The organism is Pseudoalteromonas sp. S3776, assembly GCF_005886915.1.
Classification (GTDB): Bacteria; Pseudomonadota; Gammaproteobacteria; order Enterobacterales; family Alteromonadaceae; genus Pseudoalteromonas.
Map to the genome: position 1 here is coordinate 1 of NZ_PNCU01000009.1, position 18,089 is coordinate 18,089.

The 18,089-nt window shown below is 39.9% G+C and carries 17 protein-coding genes; 9 read left to right on the forward strand and 8 right to left on the reverse strand.

Annotation, left to right across the window (positions count from 1 at the left end):
- Nucleotides 1-20: 20 nt before the first annotated feature.
- A complete protein-coding gene (locus tag CWC16_RS05140; protein WP_138540769.1) occupies nt 21-2,612 on the reverse strand; it encodes a TonB-dependent receptor in 2,592 nt (863 codons plus the stop codon).
- A 380-nt stretch (nt 2,613-2,992) separates the two neighbouring features.
- Complete coding sequence (gene smpB, locus CWC16_RS05145; RefSeq protein ID WP_055014080.1) at nt 2,993-3,472, reverse strand: SsrA-binding protein SmpB; 480 nt, start codon at nt 3,470-3,472, stop codon at nt 2,993-2,995.
- Nucleotides 3,473-3,617: 145 nt separating this feature from the next.
- On the opposite strand from smpB, the gene CWC16_RS05150 reads away from it, so the two are divergent.
- Both CWC16_RS05150 and CWC16_RS05155 read left to right on the forward strand, forming a co-directional pair.
- Entirely contained in the window at nt 3,618-4,055 is a 438-nt protein-coding gene (locus CWC16_RS05150) for a type II toxin-antitoxin system RatA family toxin (RefSeq protein ID WP_055014079.1), read from the forward strand.
- Nucleotides 4,055-4,372, forward strand: a complete 318-nt coding sequence (locus CWC16_RS05155; RefSeq protein WP_138540770.1) for an RnfH family protein — start codon at nt 4,055-4,057, stop codon at nt 4,370-4,372. The genes CWC16_RS05150 and CWC16_RS05155 overlap by 1 nt, the downstream gene beginning before the upstream one ends.
- A 61-nt stretch (nt 4,373-4,433) precedes the next feature.
- Here the strand turns inward: CWC16_RS05155 and CWC16_RS05160 are convergent, their stop codons facing one another.
- Complete coding sequence (locus tag CWC16_RS05160) at nt 4,434-4,793, reverse strand: outer membrane protein assembly factor BamE (protein WP_055014077.1); 360 nt, start codon at nt 4,791-4,793, stop codon at nt 4,434-4,436.
- A gap of 107 nt (nt 4,794-4,900) precedes the next feature.
- Between CWC16_RS05160 and CWC16_RS05165 the strand changes: the two genes are divergently transcribed.
- Nucleotides 4,901-5,215: a GIY-YIG nuclease family protein gene (locus CWC16_RS05165; RefSeq protein WP_138540771.1), complete on the forward strand. Its 315-nt coding sequence runs from the start codon at nt 4,901-4,903 to the stop codon at nt 5,213-5,215.
- On the opposite strand, the gene CWC16_RS05170 is transcribed toward CWC16_RS05165, so the two are convergent.
- From CWC16_RS05170 to ilvC, 3 genes are all read right to left on the reverse strand, one after another.
- The gene (locus CWC16_RS05170; RefSeq protein ID WP_138540772.1) at nt 5,201-6,379 is read right to left on the reverse strand and encodes a tetratricopeptide repeat protein; all 1,179 of its coding nucleotides are present in this window, start codon (nt 6,377-6,379) and stop codon (nt 5,201-5,203) included. The genes CWC16_RS05165 and CWC16_RS05170 overlap by 15 nt on opposite strands.
- A 79-nt stretch (nt 6,380-6,458) precedes the next feature.
- Nucleotides 6,459-8,378: a methyl-accepting chemotaxis protein gene (locus tag CWC16_RS05175; protein WP_138540773.1), complete on the reverse strand. Its 1,920-nt coding sequence runs from the start codon at nt 8,376-8,378 to the stop codon at nt 6,459-6,461.
- 163 nt (nt 8,379-8,541) lie between these two features.
- Entirely contained in the window at nt 8,542-10,014 is a 1,473-nt protein-coding gene (gene ilvC / locus CWC16_RS05180; RefSeq protein ID WP_055014074.1) for a ketol-acid reductoisomerase, read from the reverse strand.
- 138 nt (nt 10,015-10,152) lie between these two features.
- On the opposite strand from ilvC, the gene ilvY reads away from it, so the two are divergent.
- From ilvY to CWC16_RS05210, 6 genes are all read left to right on the forward strand, one after another.
- The gene (gene ilvY, locus CWC16_RS05185; RefSeq protein ID WP_055014073.1) at nt 10,153-11,058 is read left to right on the forward strand and encodes an HTH-type transcriptional activator IlvY; all 906 of its coding nucleotides are present in this window, start codon (nt 10,153-10,155) and stop codon (nt 11,056-11,058) included.
- A 121-nt stretch (nt 11,059-11,179) separates the two neighbouring features.
- The gene (locus CWC16_RS05190; protein ID WP_171037626.1) at nt 11,180-12,226 is read left to right on the forward strand and encodes a GGDEF domain-containing protein; all 1,047 of its coding nucleotides are present in this window, start codon (nt 11,180-11,182) and stop codon (nt 12,224-12,226) included.
- Between the two features lie 166 nt (nt 12,227-12,392).
- On the forward strand, nt 12,393-13,208 hold the full coding sequence (locus tag CWC16_RS05195; protein WP_249929184.1) for a MipA/OmpV family protein: 816 nt from the start codon (nt 12,393-12,395) through the stop codon (nt 13,206-13,208).
- Between the two features lies 1 nt (nt 13,209).
- Complete coding sequence (locus CWC16_RS05200) at nt 13,210-13,590, forward strand: DUF3019 domain-containing protein (RefSeq protein ID WP_171037627.1); 381 nt, start codon at nt 13,210-13,212, stop codon at nt 13,588-13,590.
- A gap of 14 nt (nt 13,591-13,604) precedes the next feature.
- Complete coding sequence (locus CWC16_RS05205; RefSeq protein WP_055014070.1) at nt 13,605-14,297, forward strand: response regulator; 693 nt, start codon at nt 13,605-13,607, stop codon at nt 14,295-14,297.
- A 23-nt stretch (nt 14,298-14,320) separates the two neighbouring features.
- Nucleotides 14,321-15,568, forward strand: a complete 1,248-nt coding sequence (locus CWC16_RS05210; RefSeq protein WP_138540776.1) for an ATP-binding protein — start codon at nt 14,321-14,323, stop codon at nt 15,566-15,568.
- A gap of 313 nt (nt 15,569-15,881) precedes the next feature.
- On the opposite strand, the gene CWC16_RS05215 is transcribed toward CWC16_RS05210, so the two are convergent.
- Both CWC16_RS05215 and CWC16_RS05220 read right to left on the reverse strand, forming a co-directional pair.
- Complete coding sequence (locus CWC16_RS05215) at nt 15,882-16,103, reverse strand: DUF3820 family protein (RefSeq protein ID WP_004587357.1); 222 nt, start codon at nt 16,101-16,103, stop codon at nt 15,882-15,884.
- Between the two features lie 404 nt (nt 16,104-16,507).
- Entirely contained in the window at nt 16,508-18,082 is a 1,575-nt protein-coding gene (locus CWC16_RS05220; RefSeq protein WP_138540777.1) for a cation:proton antiporter domain-containing protein, read from the reverse strand.
- Nucleotides 18,083-18,089 lie beyond the last annotated feature (7 nt).

The window sequence follows — 18,089 nt, forward strand, 5'->3', positions numbered from 1 at the left end:
AAAGATCAACACGCCCTAAATTAAAACGAGAAGGTTACTTTAGTGTAGAAGTAACGACCACGTGGGTTGTGCACTCCCGACGCATAACCGTAGAGATCCGCATCGCCATCACCAATGGCAAATGGTGGCTCTTCGTCAAACACGTTATTTACACCAAGCGACACTTTCGTTGCATCACTTACACGGTAAGATGTTTGTAAATCTACCAGTGCTTGCGAGTCAACCATTCGTGATGTATTACTATCAAAGTCTAAGTTACCGTCAAAGTCTATATCTGGGGTATCTTCAAACTCGCCTACATAGCTAATATTTACGTTGGTATTAAATTGGCCAATTTCCCAGTTAGTAGAGAAAATCCAACGGTGCTCTGGATAATAGTATTCACCCGTGTAATCACGACCATCTTTTTCAAACTTGTTCTGGTATGCCCATTCTAAGTTAAATTTAAGTAAGCCTAAATCATCCAATGAGTGGTTGTAATTCCCTGATAAATCAACACCAGACACTTCTTGCGAAGAGACGTTTTCAAAGGTGCTGTATATTTTTTGAATAGTCCCTAAGCTATTACCGCCACTAGGGGCTAAGCGTACACATACAGTGCTATTTTGGTTATTACACTCAGAGTTATAAATTGGGCCAAATTCTTGCTCATCAATTTTATTATCTTGTGTGATACTCCACACATCTACACTTAAACCAAACTCAGCAGAAGGCGCCCAAATAAAGCCAACATTCCACGATTCTGACTCTTCGGCTTCTAGGTCAGGGTTACCAGCAAATTCAATGTTGTAATCTAGCGCGTCACAATCAAGTCCGGTTGCTTCACAGCGGTATGTATCTACAAAAAACTGACTCTCCTGTGATGGACCCAAACCTACTTGTGCAAGCGATGGCGCTCTAAACCCTTGTGCCCACGAACCACGAATGGTTATTTCGTCAGTAGGTGCCCAACGTAAAGCGACTTTAGGGTTTGTTGTATTACCAAAGTCGCTGTAATCATCGTAACGTCCAGCGAGTTGTAGCTCTAGGTTTTCAGCAAGTGGGATTGAAAATTCCACATAGGCTGCGTATTGGTCGCGCTCTGCTGCAGCAGACACAGACTCCGTACCAAAAATTAAACCGCGCTGAAATTGGTCATCCGGTGTATCGGTTACATCTTCTTCACGGTATTCAATACCCGCGGCCATCATAACCACATCATCACCAAAGCTAAATGCTTCACCAGAGATGTTAGCGTCGAATGAGGTCATATGAGACTCACCGCGGCGTACTAGGCTTGTGGTAATTCTATCAATGACTTCAGGGCTGTTATAGGTGCCACCAAATGGGTTGTAGTTACCGGCATCAATTTCTTGTTGTAAAAAGTCAGTGCGTACCCAGCCTTGTGAGCGATCGCCCGTTTGCATCGACTTACTACGGCCTTTTTGAACAGCTGCTTCCCAGCTCCATTCGTTTATTTCACCTCTTAGACCGGCCACAAATCGTAGTGTGTCTGACTCAATATTCCATTGGCGAGCGCCTGCATCCACTGTGCGGTAGCGGCCAATTTGGATATCTTCACCAAACGGATTATTTGGGTGGCTAGCGGGTACAGTTAAACCTGCGTCTTCATCAAGTGGCGTAGGGGCGCCGGCTGCAACAGAGGTATTATGCTGTACTGCCATTTCCAAAAAGCCAGTAATGCCGTTATCAAAATTGTATTCAAATTGAGAAATAGCACCTACGCGCTCAGACTCAGGGGCGATATAACCAAATGGGCCGTAATCAAATAAACAACTGCCGCTTGCTGTTGCGTTTTCTGCGGGACAATCAGGGTCAATTGTTTTTACACCATCAACATAAAAGTAGCCTGGAAAGCCACGAGAAGAGCGAAAGTCTTCGCCGCCATAAGGCGATTGATTAGCGGTGCCTAAACTGCCCATTTCGTCTGATGAAAGCGAGGTGTTTTTAAAGTAGTCAATAATAATTGAGGCGCTACTTTTTTCGCTAGTCGTACCCCATACTAAACTTGCTGTTGTTTCTTCGTAATTAGGGCCATCGGTACCGCCGTAGCCTAAGTTTAGTTCAACGCCATCTATGTCTTTTTTCAAAATAACGTTGACAACGCCCGCTACTGCATCAGAGCCATAAATTGCTGATGCGCCATCTTTTAAAATATCAATGCGTTCAATCGCCGATACCGGAATACTATTAATATCGACAAATGAGTTTGTAATACCTTCGGCAAAGGCACTAATAGCCACACGACGGCCGTTGATCAATACTAAGGTAGCATCTGCACCTAAACCGCGTAGGCTGACCGCCGCAGATCCATTTGCAGTTGAATCTTGATTGTTGCCGCGAGTAGAGAAAGTACCGCTGCCTGCCACTGGCATTCTTTCGAGGAGTTGTTGAAGGTTATCGTAACCCATGTTTTCGATATCTGCTTTGCCAATAGATTGTACTGGCGAAGGTCCTTCGATATCGGTGCGTTTTATGCGCGAACCTGTTACTTCAATGCGTTCTACTTTTTTTGCTTCTTCAGCAGCATAAGTTGTTGTTGTAAACCCTGCTGAGAGTGCGATTGTAGCACCTGCAATTATGCTAGGTGTAAATGCAATTGATTGCTTCATCCTTAAGTCCTTGTTGATATGTTATAAATTTAGTTGCTTAACAAGCGCTGACATTAATATCATGTAACTTAAGTGTTATCAATCTTCACCCTTTGCGATTTTAGTATGAGTTTTTGTAGAGTATTGAGGGAAAAATATTCAATAATAGAAACAAAGAAGAAGGATAGACAAGCCTAAATTACTCGCTTTGTACCATAAAATTTGCGCACTAAAATGGGCGAGTATCTAAAGAGATTAAAAATAAAAATAAAATGTAATAATTTATTTATACAACGCACGGGGATGAATTAAATAAAGCTGGGAGTAATTTGATCAGGTTGTTTTAAATTCAACCGATGAAAACTTAAAAAAAAACGCCTAAAGTAAATTAGGCGTTGTGCTTATACTTTGTGTTTCATGAGGCGTTCTTTCTCACGCGACCAATCTTTATTTTTGCCATCTTCACGTTTGTCATGCATTTTTTTACCTTTAGCTAAGTGAAACTCAAGTTTCACCCAACATTTTTTCCAATACATGGCAGTGGCAACAAGTGAGTAGCCCTCTCGCTCAGTGGCACCGACTAATCTATCAAGCTCTTTGCGGCTTAATAGTAGCTTACGATAACGCATAGGATCGCAGATAACGTGGGTTGAAGCGCTATTTAAAGGCTGGATTTGACTGCCTAACAAAAAAGCTTCGCCATTTTTAAGATGAATATAAGTTTCTGAGATATTTACCTTACCAGCTCGGATGCTTTTTACTTCCCAGCCCTGTAGTTCAACACCTGCTTCAAACTTGTCGTGTAAAAAATACTCATGACGCGCTTTTTTGTTAAGCGCGATGGTATTACTGTTCGATTTTGATGATTTTTTCTTAGCCATAGTGCCCTATAATATACGTATTAAGAGATGTTTTACATCGATTTTTTACATGCGCCTTTAAAATAATCAAGTGAACTTAAGACCATGAAAATTTGGGGAAACGCGCAAAGCTTGCTAAAATTCGCCCACACAGTTGGGAGTGAGTATGCCACAAATAGAAAAAAGTGCGCTGGTTATGTACAGCACTAAAGAGATGTTTGACCTAGTTAATGATGTAGAAGCTTATCCGCAGTTTTTACCTAATTGCTCAGACTCTAAAATCGTTTCGCAGCACAATAATAACATGACCGCGAGTTTAGAAATATCTAAGGCCGGTATAAAAAAGTGGTTTACCACTGAAAACACCTTTATAGATGAACAAACTGTTCAATTAAGGCTTGTTGATGGCCCGTTTAAAACATTAAAGGGGCGTTGGCATTTTCAAGCGTTAGATAATAAGGCATGTAAAGTTGAGCTTAAGCTTGAATTTGAATTCTCTAGCAAGCTTATCGAATTGGCGTTTGGTAAAATATTTAATGATGTAGCCAAAAATATGGTTAGTGCATTCACGCAACGTGCAAAAGATGTATATGGAGCAAGATAATGATTAGGGTTGAGATAGTTTTTGCATTACCGACTAAAGCAACCACATTAACGGTGGAAGTAGCGCAAGGAACCACAGCCGAACAAGCTGTTATTCAATCGGGGATCATTGAAAAGTGCCCTGAAATAGACCCAACTGCGCTTACACTAGGGGTATGGAATAGAACAGTAAAAGCGCATTACGAATTAAAAGATGGAGACAGAGTTGAAATCTATCGCCCACTTATCGCAGACCCTAAAGATGCTCGAAGAAAGCGTGCAGAAAAAGCAAAAGAGGAAGGCCGAGCAAATAAAATTACCGGTGGTCGTCCTTTATAAAAGTAACCAGTATAGGTATTAAAAAGGTGAGCCATGCTCACCTTTTTAATACCTAAAGCGTTTACTGCTCTAAAGGAGTATCAAAGTTTTCGGGTTGATCATAATCACCCGAAACAGCAACCAGTTTTTCATTTTCAAATTTAATCACCAACTCTTTATGCTGCTCATTATCGCGGCCTTTGTTAAAGCTATACACATAACGCCAGGTGCTATTATCAAACGCATCTTCTGCTATTGGACGACCTAGTACATAAATAACTTGCTCTCGCGTCATATTTACACGAAGCTTATCTACATCTGATTGCTCTAAAAAGTTACCCTGTGGGATATTGATTCTATATACCCAGCTAGAACAACCTGCTAAAGAGCTGAATGTGAGAGCAACGATAAGCCAAAGAGAAAAAGTTTTTAACGACTGCATTGTTAGTTGTGATCCTTATTTTTTATAATCTGCATAATACCGATTAGTCACTGAAGGTAAAACCCTTTTAAGAAATTGTTTTTAGTTACGAGGGTTAGGGCAAGGTTTTGACCACAAACATACACAAAAGTTTAAGTATAAATATAAGCAAAGAACACAAAGTACCCTCAACGTGGTATTTGTATATAGTACAAACGCGTTTAGGCCACTGGTATACAGGTATAACAACAAATGTTGATAAGCGCATAGCTGCACATCAAGCTGGTAAAGGTGCAAAAAACCTAAAAGGCAAAGGCCCTTTGGTTTTAATTCATCAACAAAAGGTAGGCACAAAGAGTGAAGCCAGTAAGCTAGAGTGGCAAATTAAAAAATTAAGCAGGGCACAAAAAGAGCATTACGTCCAGCAGCTAATGATTAAGTAAGGCTGTGGCATTTTTTAATGCATTTAATTTATTACGATAGCGGGCTTTGTCATAATTAAATTCGGCATTTATACCCGCCAAGCGCATATAATGTGTTGCCTGCTTTATATTGCCGGTAAAATAATACGCTTGTGCAAGGCCAAAGTGGCTTTCGTGTAGTTTAGCGTCAATTTTATAAGCGCTTTTAAAATGCTTAATCGCTTGAGAGTAGTTTTTAAGTGCCAGCTCACTATTACCCAGTGATATATGGTAATACGGGTTAGCTTGGCGCTTTTTATTGAGCTGCTTTAGCATTTGTTGGCCCTGTTTAGCGCGGTTACTTAAGGTGTACAACACTGCGAGATTACCTATGGCAGTGTGGTTATTTTTATCAAGCAATAAAGCATAGTTATAAGCCTGTTCGGCTTCTTTTAAATAATTAAGCTGCCTAAATACAATGCCTAAATTCCCCCAGCCACCGCTGTATAATGGGGCGGCTTCAACTGCGGCACTAAAGTAGCTATAAGCTAAATTATAATTTTTATTTACTAAAGCTAGAGCGCCTTTATTGTTATAAAACATAGCTGTAACAAACTCTTTGCTTAATGGGCTGGTTTTAAATCTTTGTTTTCTTATGTTCGGGTCAAAATCTATGGTTAACTGTTTATCACGTTGATAAACCATTGTGGCTGGTATTGTTTGCATAAGCGCATTGTCAATTGATAAATTAATATGTCCTGTTAGTAAATTAACCCCTTTATTCATTGCCCAATATTCAGGAATATGAACTCTTTGAAAGCGCGCTTTTATGCCTAAATAATCGGCTAAGCTATACGCTAATATCGATAACGACAGGCAATTAGCGTTTAAATTAGCGTAGGTTTGAGATGCACTCAGCGTGGCGCCACTTTGATAAGTTAACGAGCTATCGCCGTTTTTTAATAAAAAACTTAAAATACTGTTTGCTAAGTAATGCGCGCTTCGCTTACTGGTTAGGTGGGCATCAAGTTGGGAGGTGATTGTTTTATCGAGCTTAAATATGTCTTGCTCGGTTTCAACGTTAATACGGTTAAAGCTTGGATGGTTTGCAAGGGCCAGCGGTGGCGGCTCACGCACTGTGCTGTTACATGCGCTTAAGTATAAGCAACTACTGAGTAATAATGCGTTAAAACAAGATATGCTCATAAACCACCTCCAACATATTACATCTATAAGTGTAGATGCAATATGCGAAGGTAGTTTATTAAAGTGTTACAAAACGTGTTTAGTGGTGTTTTTCAAAGGTGGCCACGAGTGCATCGAGCGCTTGAGCGCTATTTGCTAAATCGCGAATTGCTTGCTCTGTGTTTATTTGCTCATTCATAGCACGGTCGCTAATTTCACTTATTTGCTCAATATTACGTCCTACATCGGCAACCACGTTACTTTGTTGCTCAGTGGCGGTGGCAATTAAGGTAGCCATATCGTTTATTTGATTTGCTGTTTCGCTTATCGCATCAAGCAGCTCAACAGAGCTCTGCATTGCGCCTACACTTTGTTGGGCCTTTTGTTTTGATTGACTAATATCGTTAACCACATCTTCAGAAATAGTGGTTAACTCTTCAATCATAGACTGAATTTCGGTGGTTGATTGCGAGGTACGATTAGCAAGTGCGCGTACTTCATCGGCCACTACGGCAAAACCTCTACCGTGCTCTCCAGCACGAGCCGATTCAATGGCTGCGTTTAAGGCCAGTAAATTAGTTTGCTCTGAAATGCCGCGGATAGAATCAACAATACTCGCTATATCAATTGTTTTTTTAGAAAGCAGTGTTACTTGCTCGGTAATACCATCAATGTCAGTGGCAAGCGCTGAAATAGTGGCTTGACTTTGCAGTACTTGCTGATGGCTTTGACTGGTGTTTTCTTGGCTGCTTTGAGTGAGCTTGGCTGCATTAGCTGCGCTTTGTGCTATTTCTTGTACGGTGGCGCCCATTTCGTTGATGGCTGCAGCCACCGAAATGGTTTGCTCTTTTTGATTATTAATAGACTGCGAGTTGTTTTTTGCTTGTTCAAATACATGGTTAGAGCTTTGGCGTATTTCGGTACTTTCGTTAGCCACTTGCTTGATGGCAGTTTCAATTTTATCAATAAATTGATTAAAGCCATGGCTTAAATTATTTAGTTCGGGCTGATTAGACTCTGGCAAACGGTAGGCTAAATTAGCATCGCCTGATCCTAAACGTGAGAACAGTTCAGCCATATCAGAAAGCGGCGACGCTAAAGAGCGAGCTAACAAGTAGCTTAGAATACTAGCCACAAGTGCAATAACGAGCGTAAAGGTAAAAATTTGCCACTCCAATGTACTTACAGTTGCAAAAACTTCACTTTTTGGTACTTGAGCTAATACGTATAAGTCGGTATTGGCTATTGGCATTGCAGCTAAAAATGTGGCTTCGTTATTTAGTGTCAATTCTGTAATTGCAAAGCCAGAGGGGTTGAACAAATTGCTATGTACATTACGGCCATAAAGTGTGTCTATGTTTACTTTAGCCACTTTATTTGCATCTTTGTGTAACTGGATTAGGCCGCTTTTATCTGCGATAAATACAAAACCTGTTTGCTCAATTTTAAATTGTTGTAATAGCTTTTGCATGTCGGTGATGCTTTTTGCAAGCCCCGCTAATCCAAGACCATTTGTTTGTTGATGATTTACAAACATTTTTACATCAGTCGGGGATTCTTGATAAATACTGATTGAGTACGGATTATTTGAATTGGTAAAGCCAAAAAACCAACCATCCGCCGCATCGTTTTTAAGTACGCGTAAAAAACCGTCTTGGTTCCAATATTGCGCTGTATCACGGTTTGCCCACGACGCCGTTGCTAAATCAAACTGCTTTGCTACGCGGTTTAATTCTTTGAGCAGTAGTGTGTCGTCTTGGTTATTTGAGCGTGCCCACGCTAAGATAAATTCATTTGATGATAGTTGCTGTGCAGCGCCTAGTAGTTCGTTTATTTCGCCACCAATTTGATTGCTAATGCTATGTAATTTGCTAGGTAGCTCCGATTCAATCATACGTTGCTCTATAATATCTTCAGAGCTATATAAAGACGTTAAACCAATTAATGCAGCTACACATATTGCAATGGTACTGCCTAAAATGGTGATTTTTTGAGTGATAGTTAGGTTTTTTATCGTCATATTATTTAACTTTACAACTAGGTAGATAGCCATGTTAGCACATTATTAATTAAGCGCTAATTATTGCAATATATCTAAAAGGGTATACTCGTTACTTTTTTTACTTGCACGAAAAAGCCCACAGCATATGCATGTGGGCTTGGTTTCTAACAAGCGAAACTAGTTATACAATTTTCTTCATTGCTGACATGTAGCCGCGCAGTCTTGCGCCAACAATTTCAACAGGGTGCTCACGTAGTGCCGTGTTAATTTGAATCAATGTTTGGTTATCTACTTGGTTACTTTGCTCATTTAAGCCTTTACCGATAACATCGGTGTCGATGTTTTTCATAAAATCGGCAAGTAAAGGTAAACACGCATGGTTGTATAAGTAACAGCCGTATTCTGCAGTATCAGAAATAGTACGGTTCATTTCGAATAACTTTTTACGTGCTATTGTGTTGGCAATTAACGGTGTTTCGTGTAACGACTCATAATAAGCCGACTCGTCAATAATGCCCGCTGCAGTCATGGTTTCAAATGCAAGCTCAACGCCCGCTTTAACCATAGCAACCATTAAAATACCGTTATCGAAAAACTCTTGCTCCGAGATTTCTACATCACCAGCAGGGGTTTTCTCAAAGTTAGTTTCGGCTGTTTCAGCGCGCCACTTTAGTAGGTTTGCATCATCGTTTGCCCAATCTTCCATCATTACGCGCGAGAAAGTACCGTCGATAATGTCATCTTGGTGCTTGTTATAAAGCGGGCGCATAATAACTTTAAGTTCTTCACTTAGTTCAAATGCTTTTACTTTTGCTGGGTTTGATAAACGGTCAAGCATGTTCGTTACGCCACCGTATTTAAGGGCTTCGGTAATTACTTCCCACCCGTATTGAATTAGTTTTGATGCATAACCTGCATCAATGCCTTTTTCAACCATCTTATCAAAACATAAAATAGAACCCGTTTGTAACATGCCACAAAGAATTGTTTGCTCACCCATTAAGTCTGATTTAACTTCAGCAATGAACGATGATTTAAGTACACCGGCACGATGACCACCGGTACCCGCAGCGTAGGCTTTAGCTTGTGCTAAGCCGTGACCTTGTGGGTCGTTTTCAGGGTGTACTGCAATAAGCGTAGGTACACCAAAGCCACGTTTGTATTCTTCGCGTACTTCAGAGCCTGGGCACTTTGGTGCAACCATGATTACCGTAATGTCTTCACGAATTTGCATGCCTTCTTCAACAATATTAAAACCGTGCGAGTAAGCAAGTGTAGAGCCTTGTTTCATTAAAGGCATAATGGCAGTAACAACGGCCGTATGTTGCTTATCAGGAGTTAGGTTTAATACTACGTCAGCACTAGGGATTAGCTCTTCGTATGTACCAACAGTAAAGCCGTTTTCAGATGCATTTAAGTATGACTGACGACGCTCATCAATTGCTGATTGACGTAACGTGTATGATACATCTAGGCCTGAATCACGTAAGTTTAAACCTTGGTTAAGACCTTGTGCGCCACACCCAACAATAACTAGCTTTTTACCTTTTAGTGCATCTACACCGTCGGTAAATTCACTTGGGTCCATAAACTCACATTGAGCTAACTGCGCTAACTGCTCGCGTAAAGGTAAAGTGTTAAAATAATTCGCCATGTTAGTGTCCTATAATTCGTGTTTGTTAGATGCAAAGCCTATTTGCTTTGTTTAAACACACCATAAAAAAAAACTTTGCTTGCGTAAAATGATATATTTGCACTAAAGTATTTCAAAAAATGAAACGTGGAAGGGGTTATGGATCATAAGCATTTAAATTACTTTTTAGCGTTAGCTAAAACGCTCCATTTTGCCCGCGCAAGCGAGCTTTGTCATATAAGCGCCCCTACATTAAGTCGTAATATTAAGCAGCTTGAAGATGAAGTGGGTGTTGCATTATTCATACGTGATAACAGAAGTGTAAAGTTAACTAAAGAAGGGGAGTCGTTTATTGATTACGCCACCTCTACGTTAGCCAATTGGCAGCGCTTTAAAGCGAATGTCAAAGATCCCACCCAGCATATTTACGGCAATGTGAGTATTTATTGCTCTGTCACTGCTTCATATAGTTTTTTACACCAAATATTAGAGCAACTCCGCGCACAGCATCAGCATATTGAAATAACGCTAAATACAGGCGATCCAGCGCTGGCAATAAACCGAGTGCTGGATGCTCATGAGTCAATGGCGATTGCTGCACGGCCTAGTAAACTCCCTGCCCAAATTGCATTTGTGAATATAGGCCACTCTCCATTAGTTCTTATAGGCCCTAAAATTCATTGTCCGATCAGTGAAAACATAGCTAAAAATGCCCCTGATATTGATTGGTCAGAATTGGAGTTTATTGTTCCAGAGCAAGGGTTTTCTAGGCAGCGATTAGAGCAATGGTGGCGAAAAAACAATGTACATGGAAAAATTTATGCGCAGGTGGCTGGGCACGAAGCAATGGTGTCTATGGTGAGTTTGGGATTAGGTGTCGCCATGGTTCCTAAAATAGTGCTAGATAATAGTCCACTGCAAGATAAGGTACACGTGCTGCCGAGCAAAAATTACCAACCAGAAGGGTTTGATATTGGTTTAGCGGTACTTAAAAAAGAGCTTAACGACCCTGCAATCAGTGCATTATGGAATATTGCGCAAACTTTAGGCGCAAATGTTATTTAATATTTTAACGGTTAATATAATTCAGTAAATAGTATGATTAACAGTTGCGTATGAGTTTACTATTACTTAACATGAAAGCTTAATAATAAAAAATAATGACGCACGAGAGTTTATAATAATTATGGATCATGCTGTATCGCTCGCTCATTCTGCTCAATGTTTAAAAAAAGCAATTCCTTTGATGGTAAAGTACCGGATGCCGGTAACGCCTATCAACTACGCAATTTGGTATTGCTATGTGCAAGGGAGTAAGCCGGCATTAAATGCTGAGCTCGATCACGTCATTGCTGAGCAACAAACATGTACTCAAAATAGGGCGAAAGAAATTTTTGATAAGCATTTAAGCGAAGATGACTTAGTGTTTTTTCAAGAGATGGCTGATCGCTTCCATGGCACTATGCAGCAAGTACAGCATGATATAAGCGTAACCCTCGATCATTCTAAAAGCTTTACCACCTCGTTGGTAGATTCTCAAAATGAGCTGGCAAGTTTAGTTAATGTAAATTCATTTAATGAGATACTTGGTTGTGTTGAGCGTTTGACAGATGAGTCAGTGGCTATGCAAGAGTATGCGCGTGAGTTCCAAACTAAGCTTGCTCTAGCTTATAACGAAATTAAAGATTTAAAAGAAGCTTTAAACCTTTCTCAAGAAGCGGCAGATACAGACCCTCTTACAGGCTTTTTTAATCGAAGAAAGTTTGATGATGATATTCAGAAGTTCTGTCAAAACTATTCAGAGCAAGCTGATGACAGCGTTTTGGCGGTACTCATCATGTTTGATATTGATCACTTTAAGCGTTTTAACGACGATTTTGGTCATCAAAAGGGCGATGAAGTACTTAAATTGGTTGCCAAAAAAGTGTCGCAAAATATCAGTGATAGCCTAAATGTTTACCGCTATGGCGGAGAGGAATTTTGTATTACCGGGTATTTTGACAGCATTAACGACATTATGGTGTTTGCTGATAAAATTCGCTTAGATATTGCCTCATTAACTATCCGTAAAAAAGACGATATAAATTCTAAACGTGCAATTTCTGCAAGTTTTGGGCTTGCAATTTTACGCCCCTTTACCAAAGGTTCGGTGCTTATTGAGCGTGCCGACCGTGCTTTGTATATTGCTAAAACCCATGGTCGTAACCGTATTGAAATAGCGCCTGATATTTAAATGTTATTTAGGTGTGTAAAATTTGTGAATGATTGTAATCAGGTGGCGCACATTTGTGCTTACCTTGCTAGTATGAGTCACTTACTTATTTTTACTCACTCAGATTAGTTTAATGCGGCTAAAACTTTTAGTTTATATTTTTTACTTTGTTGTTTGCTTCGTTTGTTTGCCCAGCCAAGCGTCACAGGCCAATAGTGAGCAAAAATATGCGCAGCAACATATTACTGTTAAGCAATGGCATGTAAATCTTAGCGCTGGCGTGGGTGTTATTACCAACCCACTGCATGGCGGCAAAAATGTCCCACTTCCTTTGATACCGCGAATTGCTTTTTATGGTGAACGTTGGTTTTTTGATAATGGCCGCCTAGGCTATACACTTAAAGAAAATCAACAACATCATTTTAATATTGTTTCAGAACTCAATGCAGAGTCTCGGTTTTTTATTAATTGGCATCCTAATAACCTTTTTGTTTTACCGGCATCCACGGGGGGAGCAGCCTTCGCGCAAGCGCTAAACAAGCCCCAGCCTAAAAAAATACATGTCGATAATATTGATAAACGCCATTTAGCCTTAGATGCCGGGGGTAGCTATCATTATGTGCAGCAAAACCATGTGCTATCGATACAGTTATTACACGATATAAGTAATGTTTATAATGGTATTCGCGGCGCCGTACAATGGCAGTACCACAGTAGAATAGGGCGTTTAAAGTTAAAACCAACACTGGGTGTTAACTACAAATCGGCTGAATTAAACAGCCACTTTTATGGTTTAAAAGCACACGAAACTTCATTAGGTAAAATTGACGTTGGTAGTAGCTGGCAACCTTATGCTAAAATCGACGCCAGTTGGCCATTAAGTGAGGCTAACAGTCTTCGTTTTCATGTAGCATATTATGACTATTCAGCTATGGATAGCAGTCCGCTTTTTGAACGTAACTATTCAATGACTGCTTTTATAGGATTCGATCATACTTTTTGATATGAAGTATTTAATGTTGATTGTGCTTACAGTTTTTCTGTTTAGCCCTCCCGTTGTAGCGCAAAATGCGTTTTTAAAGGTTTCCCCTAAAGTGTGCGTTGTGTCTAAGCAGCAAGCATTTTGCGATCTCGATTTAACGTTTGATTGGCAGCAGCCATCGCCAAGCGATGTATGTCTGTACCAACAAAGTAAACTTATTAAATGCTGGCAACAGCAGGCTATTGGTCAGTTTAAGTATAAAGCGCGTGTTCAGGTAGAGACCATATACTCCTTAATCAATCCTCATACCGGTGTGTTAATTGCTAAAACACACGTTGAAGTGCAAAGTGCTGATGCTAAAAAAAGTAGGCGCAGACTTCGCTCTCCATGGAGCTATTTTTAATTTAGGAGCAACTCATGCCAAAAATTTTACTTGTTGAAGATGACCTAGGATTACAACAATTAACAAAAGATTATCTTGAACATAATGGCTTAGAAGTAGATGTATTGAGCCGTGGTGATGAAGTATTTAGTTATCTTGAGAATAACGCTGCTGATTTAATGATTTTAGATATTATGTTGCCAGGTAAAGACGGTTTTAGCGTATGTCGTCAAGTCCGTGATAAATTTTCGTTGCCAATTTTAATGCTTACTGCAAAAGGTGAAGATTTTGACCAAGTGATTGGATTAGAACTAGGTGCAGATGATTATGTTGTAAAGCCTGCTGAGCCGCGTGTTTTACTGGCGCGTGTAAATGCTTTACTGCGTCGCGGGCAACCAGAAGTTAAAGCGGCCGAAGAGATTCAATTTGGTGATTTAGTCATTGATAAAACTAGCCGAATTGTTAAGTTAAATGAAAACGAAATAGTACTTACATCCCATGAGTTTGAGCTATTATGGTTACTTGCCTCAAATGCAGGCGAAGTGCTAAGCCGTGAACAGGTTCATCAACATATGATTGGTCGCCAATACGATGGGCTTGACCGCACTGTTGATGTACGTGTATCACGCATTCGCAAAAAGTTAGGTGATAATAGTGATAAACCTTACCGTATAAAAACCGTGTGGGGACAAGGTTACTTGTTTGTATCTGATGCTTGGGAAAAATAATATATGAAGGTAAATAAGGAATAATGGGCAAACTATTTATAAGTTTATATGTTTATATCATTGTTTCTTTATTTATTGTTAGTGGTGTTATAGAACAAATTTGGCCTTACGAAGAGACGCAGCAGCAAGTGCTGCTAGATGATGAGTTTGGCCAAGCACTTTGGTTATTATCGCAAACTGATGATGGGTTAGATAAGCTCAAACACAGTTTTGAAAGCCATGTTATTGCCCGTAAAGATCTTATTTTACCCCTTAAGCAGCAAGCCTCATTAGATAAAAATCATTACCTGTACCTGTATGATAAAAAGCAGCGCATAGTATGGTATGTTGAGCTTGGTGATAACAAGCTACTTCAAATTGGTCCTGTAGGCGTTTTAAAAGCACCTGAAAGCTCTGTTATCCCGTATTTAATGTTACTGGCTATTGTAGGGTTACCTGTGGGGCTTTGGAGCTTTTTACTATGGCGTGATTTTTCTAAGTTACGCCATGCGTGCGAAGCGGTAGATGGCTCGCAAGACTTTACTTTAAGTACTCCTTCTAAATCGTTTTTCTTACCTGTTACTGATACTCTAAAAGTAATGCAGCAGCGCATAGAGCATCTTCTTAGTGCGCAGCAAGAACTGACTTCCTCTGTATCTCATGAATTTAGAACGCCACTTGCACGATTAAAATTTGGCATAGCTATGCTAGAAGAAACACTGCAATCACAAAAAGGGCGGCATTACCTAACTAATATGCAGGCAGATATAAGCGAACTTGAAGCGCTTGTGTGTGAAATGCTTGAATATGCTCGGTTTGATTCGCAGCAACCAAGTTTAGCGACAAGCGACGTTGACTTGGCTGCCCTTACGCAATCGGTCATTGATAAACTAAATTTTGCAAGCGGCATAGAATTTAATGCGGTGTTACCACCGGCTCTAGTGTACAAGTGTGATGCACACTTTATTGCGCGTGTGATGCAAAATCTGGTGGGCAATGCGTTAAAGTACGCGGTTAGTCGTGTTGATGTGACACTCAAAGCGCAGGGTGATGCAATTTACTTTATTGTGGAAGATGACGGTGAAGGAATTTTAAAAAACGACAGAGAAAGCGTATTTAAACCTTTTACTCGTTTAGATAAAAGCCGTGATAAAAGCACAGGGGGCTTTGGTTTAGGCTTAGCCATAGTGGCAAAAATTGTATCTTGGCATAAAGGGCACTATGCAATAACAGACTCACAGCTTGGTGGGGCAAAGTTTATAGTTACCTTACCTAATACCTATCCACAATAATACTTAATCATTTTGTGGGGGCAAATGTGTCGCTACCTACGTTAAAAAATCATCATTTACGACTGCATGGATGCAGAAGGTAGAGCAATGCAGAAGCAATTGCCGAGAACAACTAAATAGCCAATTTTTTGCCTAGCTATCAACACGGTTGTCTATCCTCAAGATAGATCACTTAATTACGCGGATTGGTATAAAAGCAAATTACCTAAAAATACCGGACATAAAAAAAGCGCCTAAGGCGCTTTTTGCGGTTAAAAACCAAAATCAACAAGTAGCATAATAATAGACCCAGCTACGTGGAAAAAGTTCTCAATTATTTTTCATTTTTTTTAAGTAAAGGCATTAGCATTTGCTCAAGTCCATTTAATTTAACCTCGTACATCATCGCCAGCTGCGCCCCGAGTTTACTTTCTGGAAACCCTTGTTGTTTAAACCACACTAGGTAAGGCTCCGGCAAAAGAAGCAGTGGCCTGCCAGCATACTTCCCGAAGGGCATAATTGTATTAATGGCGAGCTTGAGTTCTGCTGTATCCATAATGAGTCAGTCATTGATAAAAAGTAGGAGGGAATACTACTGCTTTTTGGCTAAAAACGCATTAAATTGTGGTTTTTAAAATGGGCGAGAAAAAATAAATAAAATAGGCTGTGACGGGCAAGAAACAGCCTATTGAATGAGGGAGTAGGCCCTCTGATTGAATAAATTTATGTTGATAAATAAATGCTTACCTTACATTAACTAGCTGGAGTCTAATTAACTGACAAAGGTGCGAAGGCGTTTATTTAAGCAACACCGGTAGTTTATCTGTTTTTCTTGTTGATAGAGAGAAGTAATGTAAAGGAATGTAAATAAAATGAGTTTTCAAACAAAAACTAATAAAAAAGCCTTATTAATAATAAGGCTTTTTTATTTTGCTTACTCTATTTTTTAGTTTTAAAGTATTATTTTTCAAATAGCTCTTGCTTTACGTGCTCCGCAAAACCACTTCCTGCTTCTAGGTAAAAGTTATAGGTCGAGTTTACGCCCATTTGTTCGAGCTCTTTTTGCTGATCTGGGTAATTGGCGATAGCTGTTACTTGACCGTTATAGCCTGAGGCTTGTAATTGTTCTAATGCAAAAATATTTTGCATATGTTTTGGCATAGCTAACATCACCATTTCTACATGGGAGTGATTAACGCGCTGCCAAAAGTCAGGGTCGGTGGCATCGGCAAGGAGTACCTTTCTATTGCGTTTAATATGTTTTTCTACCACCTCTGGTTTTATATCAATGCCCGCCACTACATTAGGGTGAGTCGCATTTATTGTTTCGTAGGCACCTGTACCTATGCGTCCCATGCCAAATATAACGATTTTAGTGTCGTTTAGATTAACGGGTAGCTCTTCAGCTAAGCGGGTTTTGCTTTCAAACTTTAATAACCAGCGCTCAATTTTTACGTATAACTCGTTTGAGCGTTTATTAAGTGGCGATGCAATAACAAACGTAATAGACACCGCAATAGCCATTACCGCCAGCCACTCTGAGGTGATCATGCCTGTAGAGGCTGCCACAGCACACACAATAAGGCCAAACTCACTAAAATTGGCAAGGCTAAACGCAGTGAGTAACGAGGTGCGCGCTCTGAGCTTAAAGGTATTCGTAAACACATAATAAAGTAAGGTTTTAACTGGCAGCACAAGTATAAGGATTAACGCGACAATTAATGAATTAGCTGTAAGCTCTGCGTTCAAACCAATACTTAAGAAAAAACCGACGAGCAAAATATCTTTTAAATTAAGGAGTGATTTAGAAAGCTCTCCCGCCTTTTTATGTGGTGCAAACATCATCCCCATAATAAGTGCGCCTAAATCACCTTTTAAACCTGCAAAATCAAATGCGTTATAACCGGCTACCAATGCAAAGAAAAAGCCGAATAAGGGTAATAGCTCTCCATGTTTAGAGCGGTTAAGCACGGCATACATAAGCGGGCGTATTAAAGGAAGTGAGATAATTATAACAAGTGCCCACATGTTAGGTACTTTGCCGGTGCTAATGGCTAAAAATATAACCGCAAAAATATCCTGCATAACTAAGATGCCAATGGCTATTTTTCCGTGCAGGCTTGCCATTTCGCCTCGCTCTTCAAGTACTTTTACGGCAAATACAGTGCTCGAGAAGCTTAGTGCAAAACCAACTAATAACGCACTTTGCCAGCTTAAATCAACAAACATAGGCACAGCAAAAATACCGAGGAGTAACATAAAACCACTAAATAAAGCACTGCTAAAAATAATGTGCAGGGTTGCAGGTGCCCAAACTTGGGGCTTTATTAAGCTGTTTACTTTAAGTTTTAAACCAATACTAAATAAAAGAAGTGTTACACCTAGGGCGGCAATGGTATCGAGTAGCTCGGTGCTTTTATAGCCAGATAAATTTAATGCAAAACCAGCAAGTAAAAAGCCAATAAGAGGGGGAAGTTTTAATTGATAAACACCAAATCCACACACAAATGCGGTGGCAAAATAGATTAGTTCCATAATTCTT